Genomic DNA, 15,133 nt, shown 5'->3' on the forward strand with positions numbered 1-15,133 from the left:
CATGTCCGACTGCGCCTTCTGTTCGATCGTTGCCGAGCGTGCTCCCGCCTATCGAGTGTACGAGGACGGGCGGACGCTCGCCTTTCTTGACGTGAACCCGGCGGCTCGGGGGCACACGCTGGTCGTCCCGAAGGAGCACGCCGAGTCGATAACCGAGATGCAGGCTCCGCTCGTCGGGGACGTGTTCCGGACCGCACAGCGGGTCGCTGCCGCGCTGGAGTCGGCGTTCGAGCCGGACGGGATCAACGTCGTCCAGTCGAACGGACGCGCGGCGGGACAGGAGGTGCTTCACGCACACGTCCACGTGATCCCCCGGTCCGAGGACGATAGCGTGGATCTCGACTGGACGGCCGGCGACCCCGACGACGCGGTTCTGACGGACACTGCGGCCACGCTCCGTGAGGAGTCGGACGCGCTGTCGCGGTAGACCCCGGGCGAGGACCCTGCAGTCCAGCGTCCGTTACGCGAACGTCACGTCGTCGCGTTCGGTCACTTCGCCGAACAGCCAGTCGGCGTGTTCGACGGTGTACTCCTTGTGATCCTCTTCGATGTACCCGAGCGCGTCCTCGACGATCACGGGTTTGTAGTCCCGCAGGCCGGCGCTGCCGGCGGTGTGGAGCACGCAGACGTTCGCGAGCGTGCCGCAGATGAGCAGGTCGTCGATGCCGTGGGTGTCGAGGTAGCCCTCCAGCCCGGTCCGGTAGAACGCGTCGTAGGTGTGTTTCTCGACGACGTAGTCCGCCTCGCGCACGTCGAGGTCGTCGTGGAGTTCGGCGTCCCACGTCCCCTCGACGACGTGTTCGCCCCAGCGCTCGAACTCGTCGTAGTAGTGGTTCCCGTCGAACTGCTCCTCGGGGTGGGTGTCCTTCGTGTAGACGACGCTCGCGCCGGCGTCGCGGGCGCGGGCGACGAGTTCGGTCACTGGCTCGATCGCCGACTCGCTCGCGGGCGCGAACAGGCTGCCGTCGGGGTGGCAGAACCCGTGCTGCATGTCGACGACGACGACCGCGGTGCTGTCTGGATCGTACACGGCGGAGGGATGGGCCGTCGCCGTCTTAGTTCCCTCGCCGGGGTCTTTTTGCGTGGGCCTCCCCATGTGCGCGTATGCGACGACTCGCGACGGTCCTCGCTGTCACCCTGGTCGTCCTCGCCGGGATCGCCCCCCTCGCGGCCGCGGCCCCCCCGGTCGCCGACGCCGCCGTCGGCGACGCCGCGGCGACGGCCCAGACGGAGCCGAGCAACGAGAGCGCGCCGCCGGACCCGGAGCGCGACCGGATCGGCTGGGAGGACGGCTACTGGCACAACGAGAGCATCGACGTGAACCAGAGCGACGGGCTGACGCAGGCCGAACTCAACGCCACGGTCGCACGGGCGATGGCTCGCGTGGAGGTGATCCGCGAACTGGAGTTCAACACGACGGTGCCCGTCGACATCGTCTCGCGTTCGGCGTTCGCGAACTCCTCGGGCAACAGCTCCTACAGCGAGGCGTTCCGCGCGTTCGACAACGCGAAGTTCGAGGCGCTGTTCCTGATCGGCGAGGACGAGGACTCGCTGGGGGTCCAGCAGTCCAACCGCGGCGCGACCGTCGGGGGCTACTACAGCCCCGCCGCGGACTCCATCGTGCTCGTCACGGACAACGAGACGACCCTCCAAGTCGACGAGCTCACCCTCGGCCACGAACTCGTCCACGCGGTGCAGGACCAGCGGTTCGGCCTCGGAAACGTCAGTAGTCGGACCCGCGACGGCGCCAACGCCAACAGCGGGCTGATCGAGGGCGACGCCAACTACGTGCAGGAGCAGTACCGACAGCGGTGTGCCGAGGGCGGCGCGTGGGCCGGGAGCTGCCTCCGCCCCGACGCCAGCGGTGGCGGCGGTGGCGGCGGCCCGGCGAACATCGGCGTCTACTTCGTGAACTACCAGCCCTACAGCGACGGGCCGGCGTTCATCGCCGCCCAGAAGCGACAGGGCGGCTGGGAAGCCGTGAACGACCTCTACGACGCCCCGCCCCAGAGCGCCGAGCAGGTGATCCACCCCGAGCGCTACGGCACCGACCCGCCGACGGAGGTCGAACTCGAGGACGAACACAGCGAGGACTGGGAGCGGATCCGCCCGGAGAGTCGCCTCGACTACGCCGAGGTCGGGCAGGCCGGCGTCGCGTCGATGTTCGTCTACCCGTGGTACGCCGGCGAGCAGACACGGGGGTACGACGCGATCCCGAACTTCCGTGACACGTGGTTCAACTACACCGACTCCGGCGACCTCAGCCCGATCGACCCGCTGAACTACGGGTTCGACGCCGCCGCCGGCTGGGACGGCGACCGGATGCACTTCTATCAGAACGACGCCGGCGAGGGGGGCTACGTCTGGCGGCTCGTCTGGGACAGTAACGCGGAGGCGGCCGAGTTCCGCGAGGCCTACGAGGAGCTGCTGACGTACTGGGGCGCCGAACCGGTCGGCGAGGACACGTACCGCATCGCCGACGGGCCGTTCGCCGACGCGTTCCACGTCTCCGTGGCGGGGGACACGGTGACGATCGTGAACGCGCCCTCCGTCGGGGAGCTGACCGAGGTCCGAAGCTCGGTTGATCCGGACGTGGAGACGGCGACACCGACGCCGGCAGCGACCCCGGCGCCGGCGAGCGAGACGCCACCGGAGACGGTGACCGAGCCGACCGTCGCCACGGAGGCGCCGGGCTTCTCCGCGGTCGCCGCGCTGGTCGCGGTGCTCGGGGCGGCGCTGCTCGCCCGCCGGCGGTAGCTCTTTTCCGTTTCCCGCCGGAGTTTCGGCTGTGAAGCTCCGCCTCCTCGCTGTCGTCTGCTGTCTGGTGCTGGCCGGCTGTGCGGCGCCGGCGCCGGCGGCGCCGTCGCCGTCGCCCGACGGCGACCGTTTGGGCGTGGAGAACGGCTACGCCGCGACCGACGAGCTCGCGGTCGACCCGAGCGACGGGCTGAACGAGTCCGAACTCGACGCCGTCGTCGCCCGGACGATGGCCCGCGTCGAGGTGATCCGCGGGCTGGAGTTCCGGGAGACGGTGCCCGTCGAGGTGATCTCCCGCGAGGAGTACCTGAACGGGTCGAGCCGCGACACGACCGTCGACACGGCCGCCGAGCGCGCCCGCGAACAGCGCTACGAGGCGGCGATGCTCGTCGGCGAGGACCGCACCGTCGGCGGCGCGTTCGCCGAAATCTATGGCGGCTCCGTGCTGGGCTACTACTCCTCGTCGAGCGATCAGATCGTGATCGTCAGCGGTAACGAGACGCCGACGGTCGACCGGACGACGCTGGCCCACGAACTCGTCCACGCGCTGCAGGACCAGCAGCTCTCGCTGCTCGGCGGCGCCGCCGGCCCGGACGAGCGAATGGCCCAGACCGGCGTCGTCGAGGGCGACGCCAGCTACGTCGAGGCGCGCTACGAGGAGCGCTGCGGCGAGCAGTGGGACTGCATCGACCGCCCGGCGAGCAGCAGCGCGGGCGGCATCGCCGACCGGAACCTCGGGCTGTATCTCACCGTCTACGCGCCGTACAGCGAGGGGCCGACGTTCGTCCACCACACCTACCGGGCGGGCGGCTGGGCGGCGGTGAACGACCTGTACGTCCGGCCGCCCCGATCGAGCGAACAGCTGATCCACCCCCCGGACTACCCGGCGGACCGCCCGGCGAGCGTGATCGTCCCCGACCGCTCGACCGCGGCGTTCGAGCGGGCGAGCCCGACCACGCTGGGCGAGGCGACGCTGTTCGCGATGCTGTGGCAGCAGCGCGCGATCGACCGCGGGACGCTGTCGAACGACCCCGGCCCCTACTCCGCGTACAACTACTCCCATCCCGCGACCGCGGGCTGGGGGGGCGACACGCTGGTGCCGTACTTCGGTGAGGAGGGCGACGGCTACGTCCTGAAGACCCGGTGGGAGAGCGAGCGCGACGCCCGGCAGTTCGCCCGCGCCTACCGTGGGCTGCTCACCGAGTCGCTGAACGCCACCGCCGAGGGTGAGGGGGTCTACCGCGTGTCCGAGGGGTCCTTCGCGGACGCGTTCCGCGTGACGCGCGAGGGGCGGACCGTCCGGATCGTGAACGCGCCGACGTTCGACGCGCTCGACGAGGTCCACGACCCCGCTTAGAGCACCGCCCGGACCGCGAGCACGACGCCGAGGCCGCCGGCCATCGCCGCCAACAGGCTCCCCGTCTTCCGGGTGAGCAGCACCACCGCCGCCGCGCCGAGCCACGCGCTCGGCCCGCCGTGCAGTAGCTCCGGCGCGACGATCGAGACGACGACGGCGCCGGGCAGCGCCGACAGCGCGGCGTCGACGCGCTCGGAGGTGTCGACGTGGCCGAGCAGCCAGAAGCCGCCGGCCTTGGTGAGGTAGGTCAGCACCGCCATCGCGGCCACGACGGCGAGTACCGTCGGATCAACGGCCGACACGGATCACCTCCACGAGGCTGCCCGCGATCCCCCCGGCGAGGATGTACCACCGCCCCGGGAGCGCGTCGGCGGCCACGACCGCGACGAGGAACGCGACGCCCCACGGCAGCAGCGTCGACTTCCCCTCCCAGAGGCCGACCGCGATCGCGACGAAGATCGCGGGCAGCACGAAGTCGAGCCCGTACCGGCTGGGGTCGCCGATCGCGGCGCCGGCGCTCGCGCCGACGACCGTCGCGGCGACCCAGAACAGCCAGACGGCGATCCCGCTGCCGAGCATGAACGCCCCGCGACCGCTCCCCTCGCTCAGTTCGCCCATCGTCAGCGCCCACGTCTCGTCGATCAGGAAGAACACGCTCCCGTAGGCGTGGCCGGGCCGGAGCCGGGCGAACCACGGCCGCAGCGCCGCCCCCATCAGCACGTAGCGGGTGTTGACCACGGCGGTCGTCGTCAGCACCGCGGCGATCGGGACCGGGTCGGCCCAGAGCTCGACGGCGATCAGCTGAGCCGCGCCCGCGAACACGGTCGCGCTCATGAGCGCCGCCTCCGCGACACTCAGTCCCGACTGCCGCGCGACGACGCCGAACACGAGGCCGTAGCCGCCGACGCCGGCCGCGACCGGGAGGCAGCGTCGGAACCCCTCCCACGCGCCGTCGAGGGTGAACGTGACCCCCTCCCGTTTCTCCGTCTCGCTGGTCATGGATGACGTACCGTCGGGGGGTTTCTAAACGCTCTGTGACGGCGCGACGCCCGACGGCCCCGCCGCCTCGCTCGCCCGCGACGCAACGCTTAACTACTCGGTAGTACCACGTAGTAATCGCATGTCCTTCGACGGGTTCAGCGACGCGAGCGAGGCACAGGTCACCCGCGCGATCGCCGACGAGTGGCACGACGAGTTCATGGAGTTCACCGACAGCGAGGTGGTGGTCGTCGGCGGCGGCCCCTCGGGGCTGGTGGCGGCGAAGGAGCTCGCCGAGCGGGGCGTCGACGTGACCGTCGTCGAGAAGAACAACTACCTCGGCGGCGGCTTCTGGCTCGGCGGCTTCCTGATGAACAAGCTCACGGTCCGCGAGCCCGCCCACGAGGTGCTCGACGAGCTCGGCGTCCCCTACGAGGAGACCGACGAGGTCGAGGGACTCCACGTCGCGACCGCGCCCCACGCGAGTTCGGCGCTGATCGAGGCGGCCTGCGACGCCGGCGCGCGGATCCAGAACATGACGGAGTTCACCGACGTGGTCGTCCGCGAGGACCACGAGGTGTCGGGCGTCGTGCTCAACTGGACGCCCGTCCACTCCCTCCCCCGAGAACTCACCTGCGTCGACCCCGTCGCGGTCGAGGCCGACCTCGTGATCGACGCTACGGGCCACGAGGCGGTCGTCGTCTCGAAGCTCCACGAGCGCGGCGTGATCGACGCCGAGGGGATCGAGGAGACCGGCGAGGTCGGCATGGACACCTCCGCCGACGGCGAGTACGGCGCCCCCGGCCACGACTCGCCGGGCCACGACTCCATGTGGGTCGGCGAGAGCGAGGACGCGGTGGTCGAGCAGACCGGGAAGGTCCACGACGGCCTGATCACCACGGGGCTCGCGACCGCGACGACCCACGGGCTAACCCGCATGGGGCCGACGTTCGGCGCGATGCTGCTCTCGGGTAAGCAGGCCGCGCAGGTGGCCATCGACGAACTCGGCCACGACGCGCCGAGCGTCGGCATGCCCAGCACACAGCCCGGCCCCGCCGACGACTGATGGGCCGACCCGTCGCGCTCACCGTCGCAGGCTCCGACAGCGGCGGCGGCGCCGGCGTGCAGGCCGACCTGAAGGCGATCGAGGCCCGCGGCGCGTTCGGCGCCTCGGCGATCACCGCGCTCACCGCCCAGAACACGGCGGGCGTCCGGGCCAGCGACCGAACCGACCCCGAACTCGTCCGCGAGCAGATCCGCGCGGTCGAGGAGGACCTCGGTGTCGACGCGGCCAAGACCGGGATGCTCGCCGACGCCGAGGTGGCCGCGGCGGCGGCCGACGAACTCCGCGACGCCGAGTACCCGGTCGTCGTGGACCCAGTCGTCGTCGCGCAGGCCGGCGACCGGCTGCTCTCCGCGGACGGCGAGGACGTGATCCGGGAGGAACTGCTCCCCGCGGCGACGCTGGTGACGCCCAACGCCGCCGAGGCGGAGCTGTTGACCGGGATCACCGTCGAGGACCCCGAGAGCGCCCGCGAGGCCGGCGCCGAACTCCGGGAGCTGGGCGCCGACGCGGCGCTCGTCACGGGCGGCCACCTCCCCGGCGACGAGGCGGTGGACACCTTCGTCGGCGACGAGGTCCGGGAGTTCCGCTCGCCCCGGGTTCCGGACGCGAACAGCCACGGCAGCGGCTGTACGCTCTCGGCGGCGATCGCGGCCGACCTCGCCCGGGACCTCGACCTCCCCGCGGCGGTCGCGAACGCGGAGGCCCTGCTCGATCGCGCGATCCGGCACGGCCTCGATCTCGGCGCGGGAACCGGGCCGGTCCACCACCTCGCCGGCGTCCGTGCGCGTGCCGACGCGCCCGACGCGCTCGCCGCGGTGCGGGAGACGGTCCGGGCGCTCGAAACCCCCGAGGTGGCGCCGCTGATCCCCGAGGTCGGCACGACCGTCGCCGTCGCGCCGGAGACGGCGACCGAGCCTGCCGATGTGGCGGCGACGGAGGGGCGGCTCACCCGGGTTCCGGACGGCGTCCGTGCGCCTGGCGGCGCCGCGCTGGGCGCGTCGAGCCACGTCGCGCGGCTCCTGCTCGGCGTCCGCGAGCACGACCCGGCCGTGACGGCGGCCTGCAACGTCCGGGCGAGCGACGCGGTTCGTGCGGCCCTCGAGGAGCAGTTCGCGGTCGCGACGGTCGATCGAACCGAGGAACCCGCTGACGCCGACGGGACGATGGACTGGGTTGCCGAGCGCGTACTGATCAGACGGGACGGCGACGCGCCCGAGGCGATCGTCGACGGCGGCGCCCACGGCAAGGAGCCGATGGTCCGGCTGCTCGCGCCCGACGCCGCGACGCTGCGCGAACGCATGCTGTCGCTGGCGGCGCGCGTCGACGCCGACCGCTCCGACTGATACCCCGGCGGCCGTGCAGGGTGCCGCCGGCCGAAAGCTCACGGCACTCCGGCCGAAACGGCCACCGATGCGAACCCACACCGTCTCCCGCCCGGACGGGCCGGCGATCCACGTCGCCGAGTCGGGGCCGAGCGACGCGCCGGCGGTCCTGTTCGTCCACGGCTACTCCCAGAGCCACCTCTGCTGGCGCGGCCAGCTTCGCTCCTCGCTCGCGGACCGCTACCGCCTCGTCGCGATGGATCTCCGCGGCCACGGCGACTCCGAGAAGCCGCCGTCGGGCTACGCCGACAGCGAGGCGTGGGCCGACGACGTGCAGGCCGTCGCCGACGCGCTCTCGCTGGACTCGTTCGCGCTGGTGGGCTGGTCGTACGGCTCGCTGGTCGCGCTCGACTACCTCGCGGTCCACGGCACCGACCGCGTCCGCGGGGCGAACCTCGTCGGCATCGTTCTCGGGATCGGCACGCCCCAGACCAACGAGTGGCTGGGCCAGCAGTACGTCGACCTGTTCCCGGAGATCGTCTCGACGGACGCCGAGACGGCGACAGCGGCGCTCGACCGCTTCGTCCGCATCTGCTTCCACGACGCCCCCTCGCCCGAGGAGCGGTACCTGCTGCTCGGGGTCAACGCCGCGGTGCCGCCGTCCGTCCGCGACGCGATGCGGGACCGCGAGGTGTCCCACCTCGACGCTCTCGATGACCTGACGATCCCGGTGTTGCTCACCCACGGCGCCCACGACGCGGTCGTCGACCCCGACGCCGCCCGCGCGGCCGCCGAGCGCCTGCCCGACGCGGAGCTCTCGATCTACCCGGACGCCGGCCACAGCCCGTTCCGGGAGTCGATCGACCGCTACAACCGGGAGCTGGCGTCGTTCCTCGACGGCCTTGACTGATGCCGGAGGGGCCGGCTTGATGTGGCGCCGCCCCCTGTGACCGGTATGGACGACAGCCGCCGACAGTTCACGCTCGACTACGACCCCGGCGAGATACGGTTCGGCCGCGGCGCCGCCGACGATCTGAGCGACCTGCTCGCGGATCGCGGGCTTGCGTCGGCCGTGGTGGTCACCGGCGAGAACGTGGGCGCCAACCCCGACGTGATGGAGCCAGTCGAGGCCGGCCTCGGCGACGCGCTGGCCGGCGTGTTCGACGAGACCACCCCCGCCAAGACGCTCGGCGCCGCGCTCGCGGCCGCCCGCGAGGTGCGCGACACCGGCGCCGAAGCCATCGTCGCCGTCGGCAGCGGCTCCAGCCTCGACACTGCGAAGGTCGCGAGCGCGCTCGGCAGCTACGCCGACCCCGCCGCGGCCGCCGAGCACGCCCTCGACTCCGGCTCGGTCCCGGTCGCCGACGACGGCCGCCCGACCCCTGTGATCGCGGTGCCGACGACGCTCGCGGGCGCCGACCTCTCGGTGATCGGCGGTGTCGGCCTCTCGCTCGACCGGGACGCCGACCCCAGCGAGATCCCCAGCGGCGGCGTGAGCGACCGCCGGCTGATGCCGACGGCGCTGTGTTACGACCCCGAACTGTTCGAGACGACGCCGCGCTCGGTGCTCACAGCCTCGGCGATGAACGGGTTCGACAAGGCCGTCGAGTGTCTCTACTCGCCGCACGCGACGCCGATCACCGACGGCACCGCGAGCCGTGCGCTCTCGCTGATGCAGTCCGGCTTCTCCGCGCTGCCCGAGGAGGATCCCGACCCCGCGACGTTCGACGACGCGGTCGCGGGCGTGGTCGCCGCGCAGTACGGCATCTCCACCCCCGGCGCCTACCGCGCCTCGATCATCCACGCGTTCGGCCACGGCTTCTCGAACGACTACGACGCCCACCAGGGGACGGTCCACGGCGTGCTCGCCCCGCACGTCCTGCGGTCCGTGTTCGCCGAGGTCGACGGCCGGCGGGACCTGCTCGCGAGGGCGCTCGGCGTCGACGAGGGGGGTGCGACGGACGCGGAGACCGCCGAGGCGGTCGTCGACGCCGTCGCGGGCGTCCGCGACGACCTCGGCCTCCCCAGCGAACTCCGCGAGATCGAGGGACTTTCGCGGGCTGACCTCCCGGACATCGCGGCGATCATCCACGACGACGGGCTGTTCGCTGAGGCGCCGGTCCAGCCGTCGGTCGTAGAGATCGAAGAGGTGCTGGAGTCGGCGTGGTGAGCCGTCAGTCGTCCCCGAGCAGCGACACCGGATCGTACGTTCGGGCGAGCAGTCGGGCGGTCAGCCGCCCGTAGGCGCCCGCGAGCCAGTTGGTGAACGCGAGGCCGACCAGCAGCAGGAGCGCCCCGACGCCGGCGACGACGAGCGCCCCCGGCAGCGTCCGGATCCGCCACGCTTCGATCGTCACGACCGCCTCGAACCCGACGAGCAGGCGGTTCCAGCCGAAGTGGAGCGCGGGGTGGAGTTCGACCGGGCGGTCCGTCACCAGCCCGACGTACAGCCCCGGCTCGCCGTAGTGCAGCGGCACCGACAGCAGCGCGACGCCGGTCACGAGCGCGTTCATCACGACGACCAACGCGACGGCGCCGGCGACGAACTTCAGCGGGAGGTACAGCAGCGGCGCGTACGTCCCGGGTTCGGTCGCGAGCGCGCGGAGTCGTTCCCACCGCCCGTCGCCGGCCGGCGCCGGCCCGGGGGGCACGTCGACGCCGAGCAGCCACGCGGTGAGCCGTCGTTCGAACGCGGCGGCGACCAACGAGCCCGCGACCACGGCAGCGAGCAGCGGGAGTCCGACGAGGACGACGGAGAGCCCCACGCCGAGGCCGAGGCCGACGGTCACGGACACGAGGTACACCAGTCCCAGCGGGAACGCCAGCACGAGGTACGCGAGGTTCAGGTACGTCTGCGGCCGGACGGGGGCGGCGAGGAAGGATCGGAGCCGGCCGTCACGCGCCGGCAGCGCCGTGGGGGAGGGCATATCGGCCGATGCTGGCGTGCGTGCCGGAATAAGGGTTCGGGTCGATCTGCCGGCTCGACAACTCGGCGTCGGTCTGTTTATTCTTCCCTCGCGAACCGCCGGCCGTGCGTACCCCGTGGATATTTCGACCGGGACACCCACAGCCCACCCGATGAGCGACGGCGGCGAGGACGTGGTCGACCTCCTCGGGGACGACTACGTCCGGACGATCCTCGCGGAGACCCGCGAGGAGCCAAAGTCCGTCGAGGCGCTCAGCGACGCCTGCGACGCCGACCCCTCGACGATCTACCGCCGGGTCGAGCGCCTCGAGGCCGCAGGGCTGCTGACCGACGAGCAGCGACTGGACCCCGGCGGCCACCACTACAAGGAGTACGACGCCGTGTTGGAGGCGGTCCACGTCCACGTCCGCGCCGAGGGGTACGAGATCGACGTCGACTACGTGGAGGAGGAGGAGCCCGCCGACCGCTTCACCCGCCTGTACGAGGAGTTCAAATGACCGTTCCACTCACCATACACCCGGCGTCGCCCCCGGTGCAGGCGGCCACCGGCGGCTCGGCCGCCGTCGTTCTCGCCGCGCTGCTCGCGCTGCTGGTCGCGACGGTGCTCTCGCTCGCGGTCGCTGCGCGGCTCTACCGGGGGTACCGCCGCGGCGGCGGCCGGCCGATGCTGGGGCTACTCGTCGGGCTGATCCTCCTCACGACGGTACCGTTCGTGCTCCGCATCGTGCTGACGAACGTCGGCGACGTGTCGGCGACGACGCGCGCGCTGGTGGCGACGGCGAGCCAGCTCGCCGGCCTCCTGATCGTGCTCACGGTGGTGTTCGACCGTGGTTGACGCCGCCACGCTGCTGGTGCTGGCCTCCGGCGCGACCGCGGCCGCGGGCAGCGTCGTCGCGTGGCTGGCGTATCAGGGGTACCGGCGCAACGACAGCCGGGCGATGCGCTTCCTCGCGATCGGGGTGGCCTGCATCGCGGTCGTGCCCTTCTTCCTCACCTACGGCGCCGGCCCGCTGTTCGCGCTCTCGGACGCGGCGACGCTGCTGGCGGTCTTACTCGCGAACATCGCCGGCCTGCTCGCGGTGCTCTACTCGCTCGAAGGTACCTGAGTCGGGGAACGAATCCAGTACAAATAGGTTTCGACGACTGGGCGCCGTGACAGTCGGCGAACACGGTTGAAGTGCTCCGGGGGCGACGGGTCTCGTATGGAGCGGACCTCCACCAGACGACGACTGCTCGGCGGCGTCGGCGCAGCACTCGTGACCGCGCTCGCCGGCTGCACCGGCGCGACGCCGTTCGTCGGCAAGCGGCTCGAAGACGACCGAACCATCCCCACCGAGGGCGCCGCGGCGCTCGCCGTCGACGCCCGGGTCGGCGACGTGACCGTCCGCGGCGAAGAGCGCGACGACATCGACGTCGAGATGGTCAAGCAGTCCAGTTCGGTCGGCGGCGACCTCTCGAAGCTCGACCTCGCGGTCGAACGCGAGGGGGACCGGCTGACGCTCGCGACCCGCTACACCGGCGAGAGCTCCCTGCTCGGCGGCACGCCGTCGATGGACCTCACGATCCGTGTCCCGCGCTCGCTCCGCGTCGCCGAGATCGACGCCAGCGTCGGGGACGTTCGGGTCGAGGGCGTGACGGGCGACCTCGCCGTCGACTCCTCGGTCGGGGACGTGACGATCCGGAACGTCGAGGGCACCGTCACCGCCGAAGCCAGCACCGGCGACGTACGCATCGAAGGCGCGTCGGCGGTCGGCGACGTGCGGGCCGACGTGGGCGACCTCGACCTCGCCGTGTCGGCGATCGACGGCGACACGGCGTTCCGGACCTCGACCGGCGACATCGACGCCGCGCTCTCCCCGGATCTCGACGCCGAACTCGCCGCGGAGAGCCGCGTCGGCGACGTGACCGTCGAGGGGCTATCGCTGGGGGACGGCACCCGGACCGAGAGTTCGGCGTCGGGGACGCTCGGCGACGGCGGCTCGACTCTCCGAGTGGAGACCCGAACCGGCGACGTTCACCTCTCGGGGCGCTGAGCCACGGGAGTGTCGCGCCCGCGGTCCGTTCCTGTCCCCACCAACTCCCCGCTGCTGCCCTCCCCGCCCCCGCTGACGACCCCTCCTCCCACCTCGGCCCACCGAACCGCTTAACCCCGCCACTCGCCTACCACGAACCGGCAGAGAGAGCCCGGTTCCCGCGCCCCGGCCCGCGAGCAAGGGGCGTGAGGAAAGTCCCCCCACCGTCCGGACGGGCGACCGGGCGCAAGCCCGGAGTCGGAGACGGCTGGCTCTGGAACAGAAACGAGACCGCCTGCCCCGACCCATGAAGTGCGCGAACCGACCCGTAAGGGAAGGGAGCTAACCCACGGAGGATCGACGGGCAGGAACGGATGGAACGGCGAACCCTCGCCGGTGCAAGCCCGTGCCCGAAGGTAGTCCGGACGGCCGGAGACGGCAGGGCGCGGGTGCTCAGCCGAATGCCGGGTCGAAACAGAAGGGGGCTTACTCCTCTCAGCCGCTTCACCTCGCCAGCGCCGCCCGAACCGTTTTGCCCCGCCCCCGCCTCGCTCCCACGATGGCACTCGACCGTTCGTTCCCGACCGCCGGCGTCGACGGCGGCACCGAGCGGGGACGATGACCGACGACGCGGCCGCCGACGCGCTCGATCCGGCGACGCTCGCGGACGCGCTCGCCCGGTTCGGCGGCACCGAGCCGGAACGGCGCACCGTCGCCCGGCAGGCCGCCGATCTCGCGGACGCGGGGCGGTACCGCCGTGACACGGGGCGGGAACTCACGGTTGATCTCGTCCTCGACGAACTCGCGGACGCGCCCGACGGCTCGCCCGCCGACCGCTGGAACTGGTGGATGGGCGTGCTCTCGCTGGCCTACGCCGGCTACGAGGGGTTCGCGGTGCGACGCTATCCGGACGCGGAGTGAGTTCGCTAATCCGCCCCCGAACCGACGAACGGAAACGCCGGCGCCGTCGAGAGTCGACCGAATGCAGCTACGTTTCCTCGGGGGCGCCGGCGAGGTCGGCCGCAGCGCGGTCCTCGTCGACGACTCGCTGCTGCTCGACTTCGGCCTGCTGACCGCCGAGCCGCCGCAGTACCCCGTCGGGACGCCCGACCCCGACGCGGTCGTCGTCTCCCACGGCCACCTCGACCACGTCGGCACGATCCCCGCGCTGCTCTCGGGGTCGAACCGGCCGCCGATCCACTGGACGCCGCCGACGCGGGAGCTGGCGCTCACGCTCGCCCGGGACACGCTGAAGCTCCACGGGCAGTCGCCGCACTGCCCGTTCACCGAGAACGACGTGAAGCGGGTGACGGAGGTCTCCGAGACCCACGGCTACCGCGAGTCCTTCGAGGCCGCGGGGTACGAGGTGACGTTCTACAACGCGGGCCACATCCCCGGCAGCGCCCACGTGCTCGTCGACGACGGGGAGACGCGCCTGCTCTACACCGGCGACTTCCACGTCGACGAGGCCGAGGCCGCCGACCCGCCCGCGGGGTTCGACGCCGGGGAGCCGCCCGTCGGCCAGCGCCTCGTCGCGGGATCGACCGCCCGGCCCGACGCCGACGTGGTGCTGTGTGAGAGCACCTACTCGGACGTGGAGCACGAACCCCGGGCGACCGTCGAGCACCGCTTCGCCCAGAGCGTGAAGACCACGCTGTGGGAGGGCGGAACCGTCGTCGTCCCGGCGTTCGCGATCGGGCGCACCCAAGAGATGCTGCTCATCTGCGAGGCACACGACATCCCCTGTTACGTCGACGGGATGGGGAAGCGAGTGACCGAGATGCTGCGGCAGTACCCCGAATACGTCCGTGACCCCGACGCGCTGCGCCGGGCGAAATCCCACGCGCGGTTCGTGACGGGGCGGGACGGCCAGCGACAACGGATCGCCGACCAGCCCGCCGCCATCGTCACCACGAGCGGGATGCTCTCCGGCGGCCCGGCGATGACGTACATCCCCGAGATCCGGGCGAACCCCGTGAACAAGCTCACGCTGACCGGCTATCAGGTCGAGGGGACGCCCGGCCGCGAACTACTGGAGACCGGCCGGGTGGAGATCGACGGGCGCGTGATGCCCGTCAGCGCGCAGGTCGAGGCGTACGACTTCTCCGCCCACGCCGACCGCGACGGTCTGCGGCGGTTCCTCGATTCCTACGACGGCGCGGAGATCCTCGTGAACCACGGCGACCGATGCGACGCGTTCGCCGAGGAACTCCGCGCGGACGGCCACGACGCGTCGGCGCCCGAACTGGGCGCGACCTACTCGGTCTGAGCGTCGAGTTCGCGTTCGAGCCAGTCGAACTGCTGTTCCAGCTCTCGGCGACGCTGGCGCTCGATCACCGTCGAGTCCAGTAGCTTGCCGACCAGCGCCACGTCGATCGCGAACTCCGTCTCGGCGGTCACCTCGGTGCCGGCGTCGGTCGCTTCGAGCGTGTACCGCGTCACCATCTCCTCGAAGATGCCCTCGCGCTGGCGGTACGCGAGCGCCGCGTCCGGCTCGTCGGTCAGTTCGAGCGTGAGTTCGATCGTCGCGATCCCGACGCCGTTCTCCAGTTCGAGGCGGTCGCCATCGATGACCACCTCGTCGAATCCCGCGGCGCGCATGAACGGCCCGAGGTCGTCCATCCGCTCGCGGATCGCGTCCGGCGGCGCCGCGATCTCCCGGGAGACGCTGACCGAGTTCATACCCGGGCTACAACGCCTCGATTGAAAACACTC

Annotated in this window: 18 protein-coding genes and 1 other RNA gene; 14 read left to right on the forward strand and 5 right to left on the reverse strand. The window is 72.0% G+C overall.

From position 1 onward, the window contains the following. The first annotated feature begins 1 nt into the window (after position 1). Complete coding sequence (locus tag ACYQZ5_RS02560) at positions 2–427, forward strand: HIT family protein (protein ID WP_379732440.1); 426 nt, start codon at positions 2–4, stop codon at positions 425–427. Positions 428–460: 33 nt separating this feature from the next. On the opposite strand, the gene ACYQZ5_RS02565 is transcribed toward ACYQZ5_RS02560, so the two are convergent. Next, entirely contained in the window at positions 461–1,030 is a 570-nt protein-coding gene (locus ACYQZ5_RS02565) for a cysteine hydrolase family protein (protein WP_379732439.1), read from the reverse strand. Between the two features lie 74 nt (positions 1,031–1,104). Here ACYQZ5_RS02565 and ACYQZ5_RS02570 point away from each other — a divergent pair, with 74 nt between their 5' ends. Together ACYQZ5_RS02570 and ACYQZ5_RS02575 are read left to right on the forward strand one after the other, a co-directional pair. Continuing rightward, positions 1,105–2,757 carry an Hvo_1808 family surface protein gene (locus ACYQZ5_RS02570; RefSeq protein WP_459845041.1) on the forward strand — a complete coding sequence of 551 codons (1,653 nt, stop codon included), beginning with the start codon at positions 1,105–1,107 and terminating at the stop codon, positions 2,755–2,757. Positions 2,758–2,788: 31 nt separating this feature from the next. Beyond that, positions 2,789–4,114: an Hvo_1808 family surface protein gene (locus ACYQZ5_RS02575; RefSeq protein ID WP_459845044.1), complete on the forward strand. Its 1,326-nt coding sequence runs from the start codon at positions 2,789–2,791 to the stop codon at positions 4,112–4,114. Here ACYQZ5_RS02575 and ACYQZ5_RS02580 read toward each other — a convergent pair. Further along, on the reverse strand, positions 4,111–4,416 hold the full coding sequence (locus tag ACYQZ5_RS02580; protein WP_379818452.1) for an AzlD family protein: 306 nt from the start codon (positions 4,414–4,416) through the stop codon (positions 4,111–4,113). The genes ACYQZ5_RS02575 and ACYQZ5_RS02580 overlap by 4 nt on opposite strands. Then, positions 4,403–5,113: an AzlC family ABC transporter permease gene (locus ACYQZ5_RS02585; RefSeq protein WP_379818450.1), complete on the reverse strand. Its 711-nt coding sequence runs from the start codon at positions 5,111–5,113 to the stop codon at positions 4,403–4,405. The genes ACYQZ5_RS02580 and ACYQZ5_RS02585 overlap by 14 nt, the downstream gene beginning before the upstream one ends. Positions 5,114–5,234: 121 nt before the next feature. Between ACYQZ5_RS02585 and ACYQZ5_RS02590 the strand changes: the two genes are divergently transcribed. From ACYQZ5_RS02590 to ACYQZ5_RS02605, 4 genes are all read left to right on the forward strand, one after another. Then, positions 5,235–6,158, forward strand: a complete 924-nt coding sequence (locus ACYQZ5_RS02590) for a sulfide-dependent adenosine diphosphate thiazole synthase (RefSeq protein ID WP_379732923.1) — start codon at positions 5,235–5,237, stop codon at positions 6,156–6,158. Further along, a complete protein-coding gene (gene thiD, locus ACYQZ5_RS02595) occupies positions 6,158–7,501 on the forward strand; it encodes a bifunctional hydroxymethylpyrimidine kinase/phosphomethylpyrimidine kinase (RefSeq protein ID WP_459845049.1) in 1,344 nt (447 codons plus the stop codon). Before ACYQZ5_RS02590 ends, thiD begins: the two co-directional genes overlap by 1 nt. Positions 7,502–7,568: 67 nt before the next feature. Continuing rightward, positions 7,569–8,390, forward strand: a complete 822-nt coding sequence (locus tag ACYQZ5_RS02600; RefSeq protein WP_459845052.1) for an alpha/beta fold hydrolase — start codon at positions 7,569–7,571, stop codon at positions 8,388–8,390. 45 nt (positions 8,391–8,435) lie between these two features. Next, entirely contained in the window at positions 8,436–9,650 is a 1,215-nt protein-coding gene (locus tag ACYQZ5_RS02605; protein ID WP_459845054.1) for an iron-containing alcohol dehydrogenase family protein, read from the forward strand. A gap of 4 nt (positions 9,651–9,654) precedes the next feature. On the opposite strand, the gene ACYQZ5_RS02610 is transcribed toward ACYQZ5_RS02605, so the two are convergent. Further along, positions 9,655–10,407, reverse strand: coding sequence for a sensor domain-containing protein (locus tag ACYQZ5_RS02610; RefSeq protein WP_459845057.1), 753 nt, complete (start codon positions 10,405–10,407; stop codon positions 9,655–9,657). A gap of 151 nt (positions 10,408–10,558) precedes the next feature. Between ACYQZ5_RS02610 and ACYQZ5_RS02615 the strand changes: the two genes are divergently transcribed. The 7 genes from ACYQZ5_RS02615 (at position 10,559) to ACYQZ5_RS02645 (ending at position 14,687) form a co-directional block, all read left to right on the forward strand. Beyond that, positions 10,559–10,903, forward strand: coding sequence for a helix-turn-helix domain-containing protein (locus ACYQZ5_RS02615; RefSeq protein ID WP_379733167.1), 345 nt, complete (start codon positions 10,559–10,561; stop codon positions 10,901–10,903). Beyond that, complete coding sequence (locus tag ACYQZ5_RS02620; protein WP_459845059.1) at positions 10,900–11,241, forward strand: hypothetical protein; 342 nt, start codon at positions 10,900–10,902, stop codon at positions 11,239–11,241. The genes ACYQZ5_RS02615 and ACYQZ5_RS02620 overlap by 4 nt, the downstream gene beginning before the upstream one ends. Continuing rightward, a complete protein-coding gene (locus tag ACYQZ5_RS02625) occupies positions 11,234–11,512 on the forward strand; it encodes a DUF7521 family protein (RefSeq protein WP_379818315.1) in 279 nt (92 codons plus the stop codon). Before ACYQZ5_RS02620 ends, ACYQZ5_RS02625 begins: the two co-directional genes overlap by 8 nt. 96 nt (positions 11,513–11,608) lie before the next feature. Beyond that, positions 11,609–12,439, forward strand: coding sequence for a DUF4097 family beta strand repeat-containing protein (locus ACYQZ5_RS02630; protein ID WP_379732647.1), 831 nt, complete (start codon positions 11,609–11,611; stop codon positions 12,437–12,439). A 139-nt stretch (positions 12,440–12,578) separates the two neighbouring features. Continuing rightward, an RNA gene (gene rnpB / locus ACYQZ5_RS02635) (RNase P RNA component) lies at positions 12,579–12,919 on the forward strand. A gap of 117 nt (positions 12,920–13,036) precedes the next feature. Further along, on the forward strand, positions 13,037–13,339 hold the full coding sequence (locus tag ACYQZ5_RS02640) for a WNWW family protein (RefSeq protein WP_379818318.1): 303 nt from the start codon (positions 13,037–13,039) through the stop codon (positions 13,337–13,339). Positions 13,340–13,400: 61 nt separating this feature from the next. Next, entirely contained in the window at positions 13,401–14,687 is a 1,287-nt protein-coding gene (locus tag ACYQZ5_RS02645) for an MBL fold metallo-hydrolase (protein WP_379818319.1), read from the forward strand. On the opposite strand, the gene ACYQZ5_RS02650 is transcribed toward ACYQZ5_RS02645, so the two are convergent. Next, positions 14,675–15,100, reverse strand: coding sequence for an SRPBCC family protein (locus ACYQZ5_RS02650; protein ID WP_379731811.1), 426 nt, complete (start codon positions 15,098–15,100; stop codon positions 14,675–14,677). The two genes, ACYQZ5_RS02645 and ACYQZ5_RS02650, sit on opposite strands and share 13 nt — an antisense overlap. Between the last annotated feature and the right edge of the window lie 33 nt (positions 15,101–15,133).

Source organism: Halolamina salina (assembly GCF_054653455.1).

Bases quoted from the DNA above. Each gene is read 5' to 3' on its own strand.
- ACYQZ5_RS02560 (WP_379732440.1), top strand. From the start codon at position 2: ATGTCCGACTGCGCCTTCTGTTCGATCGTTGCCGAGCGTGCTCCCGCC.
- ACYQZ5_RS02570 (WP_459845041.1), top strand. From the start codon at position 1,105: ATGCGACGACTCGCGACGGTCCTCGCTGTCACCCTGGTCGTCCTCGCC.
- ACYQZ5_RS02585 (WP_379818450.1), bottom strand. From the start codon at position 5,113: ATGACCAGCGAGACGGAGAAACGGGAGGGGGTCACGTTCACCCTCGAC.
- ACYQZ5_RS02590 (WP_379732923.1), top strand. From the start codon at position 5,235: ATGTCCTTCGACGGGTTCAGCGACGCGAGCGAGGCACAGGTCACCCGC.
- thiD (WP_459845049.1), top strand. From the start codon at position 6,158: ATGGGCCGACCCGTCGCGCTCACCGTCGCAGGCTCCGACAGCGGCGGC.
- ACYQZ5_RS02600 (WP_459845052.1), top strand. From the start codon at position 7,569: ATGCGAACCCACACCGTCTCCCGCCCGGACGGGCCGGCGATCCACGTC.
- ACYQZ5_RS02605 (WP_459845054.1), top strand. From the start codon at position 8,436: ATGGACGACAGCCGCCGACAGTTCACGCTCGACTACGACCCCGGCGAG.
- ACYQZ5_RS02610 (WP_459845057.1), bottom strand. From the start codon at position 10,407: ATGCCCTCCCCCACGGCGCTGCCGGCGCGTGACGGCCGGCTCCGATCC.
- ACYQZ5_RS02615 (WP_379733167.1), top strand. From the start codon at position 10,559: ATGAGCGACGGCGGCGAGGACGTGGTCGACCTCCTCGGGGACGACTAC.
- ACYQZ5_RS02620 (WP_459845059.1), top strand. From the start codon at position 10,900: ATGACCGTTCCACTCACCATACACCCGGCGTCGCCCCCGGTGCAGGCG.
- ACYQZ5_RS02630 (WP_379732647.1), top strand. From the start codon at position 11,609: ATGGAGCGGACCTCCACCAGACGACGACTGCTCGGCGGCGTCGGCGCA.
- ACYQZ5_RS02640 (WP_379818318.1), top strand. From the start codon at position 13,037: ATGACCGACGACGCGGCCGCCGACGCGCTCGATCCGGCGACGCTCGCG.
- ACYQZ5_RS02645 (WP_379818319.1), top strand. From the start codon at position 13,401: ATGCAGCTACGTTTCCTCGGGGGCGCCGGCGAGGTCGGCCGCAGCGCG.
- ACYQZ5_RS02650 (WP_379731811.1), bottom strand. From the start codon at position 15,100: ATGAACTCGGTCAGCGTCTCCCGGGAGATCGCGGCGCCGCCGGACGCG.